General features: G+C 36.9%; 10 protein-coding genes. All 10 read right to left on the bottom strand.

Annotated elements, in window-relative coordinates:
- Window positions 1–107: 107 nt before the first annotated feature.
- Complete coding sequence (locus tag B2R82_RS18385) at window positions 108–569, bottom strand: SprT family protein (protein WP_286926317.1); 462 nt, start codon at window positions 567–569, stop codon at window positions 108–110.
- Window positions 570–634: 65 nt separating this feature from the next.
- Entirely contained in the window at window positions 635–2,809 is a 2,175-nt protein-coding gene (locus B2R82_RS18380; RefSeq protein ID WP_286926316.1) for a Tex family protein, read from the bottom strand.
- Window positions 2,810–2,958: 149 nt separating this feature from the next.
- Window positions 2,959–3,744 (bottom strand): RNA polymerase sigma factor SigB, encoded by a 786-nt coding sequence (sigB, locus tag B2R82_RS18375; RefSeq protein ID WP_286926315.1) that lies wholly within the window; start codon window positions 3,742–3,744, stop codon window positions 2,959–2,961.
- A complete protein-coding gene (rsbW, locus tag B2R82_RS18370; RefSeq protein WP_283869792.1) occupies window positions 3,722–4,192 on the bottom strand; it encodes an anti-sigma B factor RsbW in 471 nt (156 codons plus the stop codon). The genes sigB and rsbW overlap by 23 nt, the downstream gene beginning before the upstream one ends.
- Window positions 4,192–4,524, bottom strand: a complete 333-nt coding sequence (locus tag B2R82_RS18365) for an STAS domain-containing protein (protein ID WP_286926314.1) — start codon at window positions 4,522–4,524, stop codon at window positions 4,192–4,194. The genes rsbW and B2R82_RS18365 overlap by 1 nt, the downstream gene beginning before the upstream one ends.
- Before the next feature lie 74 nt (window positions 4,525–4,598).
- Entirely contained in the window at window positions 4,599–5,597 is a 999-nt protein-coding gene (locus B2R82_RS18360) for a PP2C family protein-serine/threonine phosphatase (protein WP_286926313.1), read from the bottom strand.
- A gap of 9 nt (window positions 5,598–5,606) precedes the next feature.
- Window positions 5,607–6,008: an anti-sigma regulatory factor gene (locus B2R82_RS18355; protein WP_286926312.1), complete on the bottom strand. Its 402-nt coding sequence runs from the start codon at window positions 6,006–6,008 to the stop codon at window positions 5,607–5,609.
- Between the two features lie 298 nt (window positions 6,009–6,306).
- Window positions 6,307–6,657, bottom strand: a complete 351-nt coding sequence (locus B2R82_RS18350) for a type II toxin-antitoxin system PemK/MazF family toxin (protein WP_004232054.1) — start codon at window positions 6,655–6,657, stop codon at window positions 6,307–6,309.
- Between the two features lie 4 nt (window positions 6,658–6,661).
- Window positions 6,662–6,949 carry a hypothetical protein gene (locus B2R82_RS18345; RefSeq protein ID WP_283872928.1) on the bottom strand — a complete coding sequence of 96 codons (288 nt, stop codon included), beginning with the start codon at window positions 6,947–6,949 and terminating at the stop codon, window positions 6,662–6,664.
- 239 nt (window positions 6,950–7,188) lie between these two features.
- On the bottom strand, window positions 7,189–8,310 hold the full coding sequence (alr, locus tag B2R82_RS18340; RefSeq protein ID WP_286926311.1) for an alanine racemase: 1,122 nt from the start codon (window positions 8,308–8,310) through the stop codon (window positions 7,189–7,191).
- Window positions 8,311–8,409: the final 99 nt, after the last annotated feature.

Here is an 8,409-nt window from a genome sequence, read left to right as displayed (position 1 = left end):
ACTGAGCTACTTCGGAATAATTCATGTAATTTGTTGTCGTTATCTTGTCGACTTTTACTATTATAGTGACACATCAAGTAAACGTCAACCCTTTTTCTAAAGTTTTTTTATTCTTGTAATTTTAAACGTCCTAAACATTTGCTACAGCAGTATTTCTCGACATTCATTCTAATCTTTCTTACATATATCTGTTGGCATTTAACACACGAATATGTATAGAGTCGACGTTGCTTTTTTCGCAAAGTATTAGGTGTCTGAAGAGTTGAACAAAACCGGGGAGCTTTTACTTTTTTTAATAATTCTCGAAAATCTTTATCTCGATGCTGGTAACCCTTACCCTCTAAATGTAAATGATAGTGGCAAAGCTCATGACGAACGATCCCCTTTACTTCCTCAAGACCATACAATTCATATGCTTTTGGATTAATTTCTATATTATGTGATTGTAAGAGATAACGCCCACCAGTAGAGCGTAACCTTGCATTAAAATATGCTAGATGCATGAAGGGCTTTTGGAAACTTTCTAATGATATTCTACTGACAAGCTTTTGAAGTTCCTCATTGTTCATATCAAGATCACCTCTAACAACAAGAATACCACACTGCGTAGTATAGACAGTGTGGTTTGAATTTATTACATTTCCATTATTTGATTTTTAGGAGGCAACATAGTTAATGAAATGCGCCCTTTTTTCACTTCAATTTGTTCTACCCAAACTGTTACAATATCTCCTAGCGCAACTACTTCTAGAGGATGCTTAATACGCTTTTTTTGCAATTTAGAAATGTGCACAAGCCCATCCTGCTTCACACCAATATCAATAAAAGCTCCAAAATCAACAACATTTCTGACTGTCCCTTGTAGTTCCATGCCAACTTGTAAATCTTCCATCTTTAATACATCTGTTTTTAATAGTGGCTGTGGGAATGCATCACGTGGGTCACGGCTTGGCTTCATTAATGTATCGACAATATCACGAATTGTAACCACCCCAATATCAAGTACCTCACTTAAATTTTGCACATCTAGGTTAGCAATCGCCTCTTCTGCCTTCTGTGTACCAAGTTCACTTTTATTTATTTGTGCAACATCTAATATTTGCTCAGCCAAACTATAGCTTTCTGGGTGAATACCCGTTGCATCAAACGGATTTTTTGCTTCAGGTATTCGTAAGAAACCAATTGCTTGTTCGTACGTTTTTGCCCCAAGTCGTGGAATTTTCTTTAATTGAGCACGTGTGGTGAACTGCCCATTATCCTCTCGCATCTTCACAATATTCTCTGCAACAGTTTTTGATAACCCAGAAACATGTTGTAATAAAGAGGCTGAGGCAGTATTAACGTCTACACCAACTTGGTTAACGGCTGTCTCTACGATAAATGTTAAGGATTCAGTCAATTTCTTTTGTGATACATCGTGCTGGTACTGACCTACCCCAACCGCCTTAGGCTCAATTTTCACTAACTCTGACAAAGGATCTTGTAGACGACGTGCAATAGAAACAGCACTACGCTGCTCTACCTGTAAATCTGGGAACTCTGCCCGTGCAATCTCTGAGGCAGAATAAACAGATGCACCCGCTTCATTGACAATTACATAGGCTATTTCGGTAGCAAGCTCGTTTATAACATCAGCAATAAATTGTTCTGTTTCACGTGAGGCAGTCCCATTACCAATAGCAATTATTTGAATTGGGTATTTTGCTAATAATTCCTTTACAACAGCCTTTGATTTTGCTACGTCAGGCTTAGGAGGGTGAGGATAAATGGCTGTAACCTCTAACATTTTCCCTGTTTCATCAACAACTGCTAGCTTACAACCGGTACGATAAGCAGGGTCTACACCTAATACATATTTCCCTTTCATAGGTGGTTGTAAAAGCAGATTGCGCAGATTTTCTGAAAAGATATGAATAGCCTGCGCTTCAGCCTTTTCAGTAAGCTCATTTCGTAATTCTCTTTCAATTGAAGGCTGGATTAAGCGTTTATAAGAATCCTCAATCGCAAGCTTTACCTCAGCAATTGCTGGAGAAGAACCAGTTGCCGGAATCCACTCTTTCCACATAATCATTAATACACGATCTACCGGAACATTTATGGCTACCTTTAAAACTTCTTCTTTCTCTCCCCGGTTTACCGCTAAAATACGATGAGGAACAATACGATTTACAGGTTCTTCATATTGGTAGTACATTTCAAAAACGTTTTTATCATCTGCCTCCGCATTTTTCACACTAGTTACGAGTAGACCATCTTTCCATGAATACGCACGAATTTTCTCACGAATTGCTGCGTCATCAGCAAAACGCTCGGCTAAAATATCTCTTGCACCAGCTAATGCATCCTCTGTGTTTACAACGGTTTCCCCATCTATGAATTGGACAGTTAATTGCGCTAATGTATCAGAGCGATATTCTAATAAAAGATCCGCAAGAGGTTCTAATCCTTTTTCTTTCGCAATTGTTGCCTTGGTACGACGCTTTTGTTTATACGGTCGATATAGATCTTCTACCCGCTGTAAAACAATTGCTGCTTGGATAGCTTGTTCTAATTCCGGTGTTAACTTATTTTGTTCTTGAATTAATCGAATAACCTCTTCTTTGCGATGCTCAAGCTGCTGTATGTAGTGATAACGCTCCTCTACAGCTTTAATTTGCACCTCATCAAGGGACCCAGTAGCTTCTTTTCGATAGCGTGCTATGAACGGTACGGTATTTCCCTCTTCTAATAATTTAATAACAGCCTCTGCCTGGCCTGGCTTGATTGCAACATCCTTTGCAATAAGCTGTAACAATTGCTTTTGATCCACATCATCACTACCTTTTTTCTTTTCATTTTACCATTACACTTTACTAAAAATGCAAAAAAATAGTCTACTCTAAACATAGAGTAAACTATTTCAATGACACTGACATGATAACCTTTGTAATTTTAGCAAAAATGCCTTTATTTAAACGTTTAGAGCGAAACGCCACCACTTGCTAAGATAACCTCCTGTAATTTCTTTATTGCTTTTCTTTGTATTCGAGATACATGCATTTGAGAAATTCCTAATAGATCTCCAGCTTCTTTTTGACTAAGTTGCTCTAAATATGTAAGCTGAATGATTTGTTTTTCCCTATCATTTAAAACGTTCATGGCATCAGAAACAATTAATCTTTTATTGGTTATTTCATAGCCATCATCTACTTTACCCATTATATCAAACAAGGTTACTGTACTTCCGTCTGAATCTGACTCTATTGAATGATCCATAGAAAGAGCTTGATAACTACGACTCATCTCCATAGCCTCAAGAACTTCTTCCTCTTCCACTTCTAATTGATCTGCAATTTCTTTAATAGATGGAGAACGCTGCAACTCAATGGTCAGCGCTTCCACTGTTGTTTTAATTCGCGGTCCCAGCTCTTTTATACGTCTTGGTACATGAACGTCCCATGTTTTATCGCGTAAAAAACGTTTAATCTCTCCAACAATCGTTGGTACAGCAAATGCCTCAAAACTTCTACCAACATTGGGATCAAAACGTCTAATTGCACCAAGTAATCCTAGCATACCTACTTGAACAATATCATCATAATAAGATTTTCCATTCGAATACTTGCGTGCTATGGATTCAACTAAATATCGATAATGAATCACTAAATTTGTTTGCGCTTCATCATCCTCAGTTGATTGGTACAATGCAATCCACTCTAATACATCTTCATTAGACGAAGACTTATGTAGTGATTCTTTCGACATTTTTTTCCACCTGCTCCCTAGTGACATACTTTGTCATAAAGACAGTTACGCCACCATCGTTATTAATCATCACCTCATCCATCAAAGTTTCCATTAAATAAAGTCCCAAACCACCTTCACGTAAACCAGCTATACAATCTCCAGGATGATATGGCCCAATTTTTGACTTAATCTCTTCAAAATTAAAACTATTTCCATAGTCCGCAACCATCATTTCGAGTTTATTTTCATACAGAGCACATCCAATAACGATTTCACCTTCTTCATCATCCTTATATGCATGATGTACTACGTTTGTAACTGCTTCACTTGCTGCGATTTTTAAATCCTCGATATCATCATAATTAAAACCAACTCGACTAGCTAAGCCAGAAACCGTTAACCGAATTACACTGACAAATTGCGGTTTTGCAGGAACCCTTATTTCAATATAATCAAATTCCTTCATTATTTTAATTCCACCTTTTTATCAGTTTCAATATCCATTAAATCGCTTAATCCAGTAATTTCAAATAGCCGTTGTAATCTATTCGATAAACCAACAAGTTTTACTTTTCCATTCTCACGTAATGCTTTTTTATAAAAGGCTACAAAAATACCCAAACCTGTACTATCCATATAATTTACTTTTGATAAATTAAGTTCTATTTCTAACCCTTCAGTAATTTTTATAGCCTCTAGCTCCTCACGTAGAACTGAAGCAGTAAAGGTATCTATTTCACCCTCTACAAATCCATATAATTTATAATCAATTTCTTTAAAATGTATTGCCACGTCCATATAGCACACCTCCACCATATTTGTTAGACTGTATTTCATTTCCCACTTATGAAAAAAATTAAACCTTCTACATTCTATTTTTTTAAAATAACAACTGTAAAATCATCCGATAGTTTAAAATCCTGTAGCTCCTCAATTTGTTTATAAAGAAGATTACATAGCTCTTGGGCTGTCAAATGCTTATTCTTTGCAATCAATGCTGTAATAATATCTCGCGAGTTCCATTCTTCATGTGATCTAAATTCAGTAACACCATCTGTCATCATCAGGATGATATCATTTTTCTCTAAAGTAATTTCTTTATATATATACTTTGTTTCAGGCAGTACACCCAGTAATAGACCTTTTGCCTCCAAAGTAAAGAATTCATCTCGTCTTGCACAATAATGTAGCGCTGGCTCATGACCTGCTGAAGCGTAGGAAAAAGTATTTTTTTGTAGATCCAAACAGCCATAAAACATGGAAACAAACATACTATCATCCACGCCTTTTTCAATTACTCGATTAATAACTTCTAGCACATATGTAGGATCTTTATACGTATATTCTAATGTTTCAAGACCATATTTCACCATAGACATACATAAAGCAGCTGGAACCCCTTTTCCTACTACGTCTGTCACCGCTACACTCAAATAATCCTCCCGGCCATGTAAAAAATGTACATAATCCCCATTCATTTTGCGAATTGGAATTGATACCATTCCTATGTCAACATCCGTTAAATGCGGTACAACCGTTTTGAGTAATGTTTTTTGAATGTTTGTAGCGATTTTCATTTCCAATTCATATTCAGCCTGTTTTTGCAATAAGCTTTGGTGCTCCCTATGTGCCATGCCATAATGGACCATTACCTCAATTAGAAAATCATATGCTGATTGTTCCTCTCTCATTCTATCAGGTAATATTTTGCTGACTGCGTTTTTGTGAATACTTACAACATCCTCTGGAGAAACATTTTTTTGGATTAGCTGCCGTGTGAAGTTTTGAGCTATATATAAATTTCTCTCTGTTTGGTCAGTCAAGTAATCCGACAAAATTTTCTTATACTGTGACTCTAATCGGTCCAACATTACCACATCCTATCGCAGCCATTTTTCAGCTCTGATGGTAGTACCCTCTCCAATAACAGAGTGGATGGTCATTGTATCCATTAAACGATTTACGCCTGGTAAACCTGCTCCAAGTCCTCCAGAAGTAGAGTAACCATCCTCCATCACCTTGCGAACATCTTTTATTCCAGGACCTTGGTCAGTTGCAATAATAATTATTTTCTTTTCTGCGTCCGTTTCAATTTTTTCGATTTCAATGAAGCCAACATTTGCATATAAGTATATATTTCGAGCCAATTCACTAATAGCTGTAGTTATTCTAGCCTGATCAACAGTGCCAAATCCAAGTGCCCTTGCTTCATTGCGCCCCAGTTGTCTTGCTGTAACTATATCCCATTCAGTAATAATTTCAACCGAAGACCTCTTTGCCACCGTTGTCCCCCCAATTCCTTTCGGAGTTATTCTGTACACTTATATTCGACCTGAATTTTTATTTGTTTTAATCTCATTTCATAAATCTTATAAATGGTATATTCTATGTATATTTTCATAAACCTTTCTTTAATTTTTTCAAAAATCTATTTTGAATAATATTTTATTTTCCCCTTAAATCTATTAATACCATTTTCAAATAACAAATTCAATTTATGGAAATGTAGTATTTGAGAGTTTCATTCAAAAAAGCATCGAGATGAAAAATCATCTCGATGCCTCTATACATATATGTATATCAAAATTTGACAAGCCCTAAACTAATCATCAGTGCACCATCAACCTTCTCCATTACTGCATGATCAAGCTGCGTAATACGATCTGTCAATCTTGACTTATCGATTGTTCGCACTTGCTCGAGCAGAATAACCGAGTCACGTTCAAAACCATACTTTTCAGCATTGATTTCAACATGAGTCGGTAACTTTGCTTTCTGAATCTGTGCAGTTATAGCTGCGATGATGACAGTCGGACTAAATCGATTGCCAATATCATTTTGAATAATCAGCACCGGTCTAGTCCCTCCTTGCTCGGACCCAATTACCGGCGATAAATCTGCAAAAAAAACGTCACCACGTTTTACATTCAAAGTGTCATCCCCCGCTAACGAGACGCTCCACCATATGTTGTGCTTCATACTCCGCATGCAAGCATTCACTTGCAATCATCAGATTTATATGAGACATTTCAACATATCCTTTCATCATAGCTTCCCGTATTTGATTTGGTTGCTCCTGCATTAAAATATTGCGCGACAAAATACGCGCAAACGATTCACCTTCAATTACTTCCTTTGTTTGTAGAAATAGTCTATCCTGAACAGCAATTGTAGCTTCTCTTAACTTTTTCTCGTACACAGCAAGCACCTCCAACGGAACCATCCACTTTTCATTACTACTCATTCTATCATTGAAAGATATTGTTGAAAAGACATGAAATGACAAAATATCTGACAATTTAAAGGACAAGTTGTAAAAATATGTAGGTTGTCGAAGGTATATGCCGATTTACCTTATTAGTCCAATCAGCAAATTAAATTTTTGGTGATATTTTCTCCAGTGTTTATCATTCACCAATTATGAAAGAAAGTTTTTTGTTTATTGTGCCTGCTTATAATCAACTAAACGTATACTCGTGGTACTCTTGCTGTAATTATGCATGGTACTTCGTAATTAATGGTTTCAAGTTTAACAGCCCATTCATCTATTGAGATGACATCTTTCCCTTGATGACCAATAAGTGTTACCTTCTCCCCTATAGCATATGCTTTTGGTAAGGCAACCATACATTGGTCCATACAAATTCGTCCAACTATCGGCATTCTTTGACCATCAATTAATACTTCTTGACCGCCTAGTTTACGAATTACCCCATCTGCATAGCCTACTGGTATCGTTCCTATCCACAAATCTGAAGGGGCAGCATACGTAGCTCCATAGCCAACAGAATCTCCTGCTTGTACTTGCTTCACATGGACAAGCTCACTTTCAAGTGTAAACGCAGGCTGTAATTGGAAAGGTAGAATACCTTCCACATATGGCGACGGCGATAATCCATACATTGAAATACCATATCTGACAGCGTCATATTGGAAATGAGCGCCTTTAACTAAAGATGTAGCTGTATTTGAGGCATGGACAAGTCTAGGTTTTTCAGGTAAAGCAGATAGGCATTGCTCAAAGAAATGAGCTTGTCTATCGAAGTAGGATGTATCCTCCTCATCTGCTGTTGCAAAATGCGTGAATATCCCATCAAGTTTCATATTATTTGCTGTTAGAATTGTGTTAGAAAGCTCCAAAAGCTCTTGTTCAGAGCGAACGCCGATTCTCCCCATTCCACTATCTACTTTTATATGTAGTCGTAACGGGTCTGCTTCGTGCGCTATTAACGGAGCAGCCTGCTTGACCCATTCACTTGCAAATACCGTAAGAATAATGCGCTTTTGAGCTGCAAAAGGCACAAACGAAACTGGAGATGCACCTAAAACTAGTATGTCAGGTTCTTCAAAATGTGCTCGAATATGTAATGCTTCGTCTGGTGTTGCTACGGCAAGGATAGTAGCGCCTGCTTCTAAGGCTGCTTTAGCAACAGCTACATCTCCATGACCATATGCATTGGCTTTTACTACAGCAATAATTTGAACATTTGGTCGAAGTAGTTTTTTCAAATTTTGTATGTTTTGTTGGATTGCTTGTAAGTCTATAATTGCTTTTGTTGGTCTAAAATGCTGCTGTGTCATCATTAGGATACCCTCTTTATTTTTTATTAAAACATTATGTATTGCCATAAATTCGTTTAATTCTTTCTAATTGACAAGTTATTGTACTTAACTGCTTTTTAT

Origin of the sequence: Lysinibacillus sp. UBA6686 (genome assembly GCF_002455205.1) — a bacterium.
GTDB lineage: Bacteria > Bacillota > Bacilli > Bacillales_A > Planococcaceae > Lysinibacillus > Lysinibacillus pakistanensis.
This window is presented reverse-complemented; position numbering and strand designations above follow the sequence as displayed.

Coding starts and splice junctions, on each gene's coding strand:
- B2R82_RS18385 (WP_286926317.1), bottom strand. CDS start 569: ATGAACAATGAGGAACTTCAAAAGCTTGTCAGTAGAATATCATTAGAA.
- sigB (WP_286926315.1), bottom strand. CDS start 3,744: ATGTCGAAAGAATCACTACATAAGTCTTCGTCTAATGAAGATGTATTA.
- rsbW (WP_283869792.1), bottom strand. CDS start 4,192: ATGAAGGAATTTGATTATATTGAAATAAGGGTTCCTGCAAAACCGCAA.
- B2R82_RS18365 (WP_286926314.1), bottom strand. CDS start 4,524: ATGGACGTGGCAATACATTTTAAAGAAATTGATTATAAATTATATGGA.
- B2R82_RS18360 (WP_286926313.1), bottom strand. CDS start 5,597: ATGTTGGACCGATTAGAGTCACAGTATAAGAAAATTTTGTCGGATTAC.
- B2R82_RS18345 (WP_283872928.1), bottom strand. CDS start 6,949: ATGGTTCCGTTGGAGGTGCTTGCTGTGTACGAGAAAAAGTTAAGAGAA.
- alr (WP_286926311.1), bottom strand. CDS start 8,310: ATGATGACACAGCAGCATTTTAGACCAACAAAAGCAATTATAGACTTA.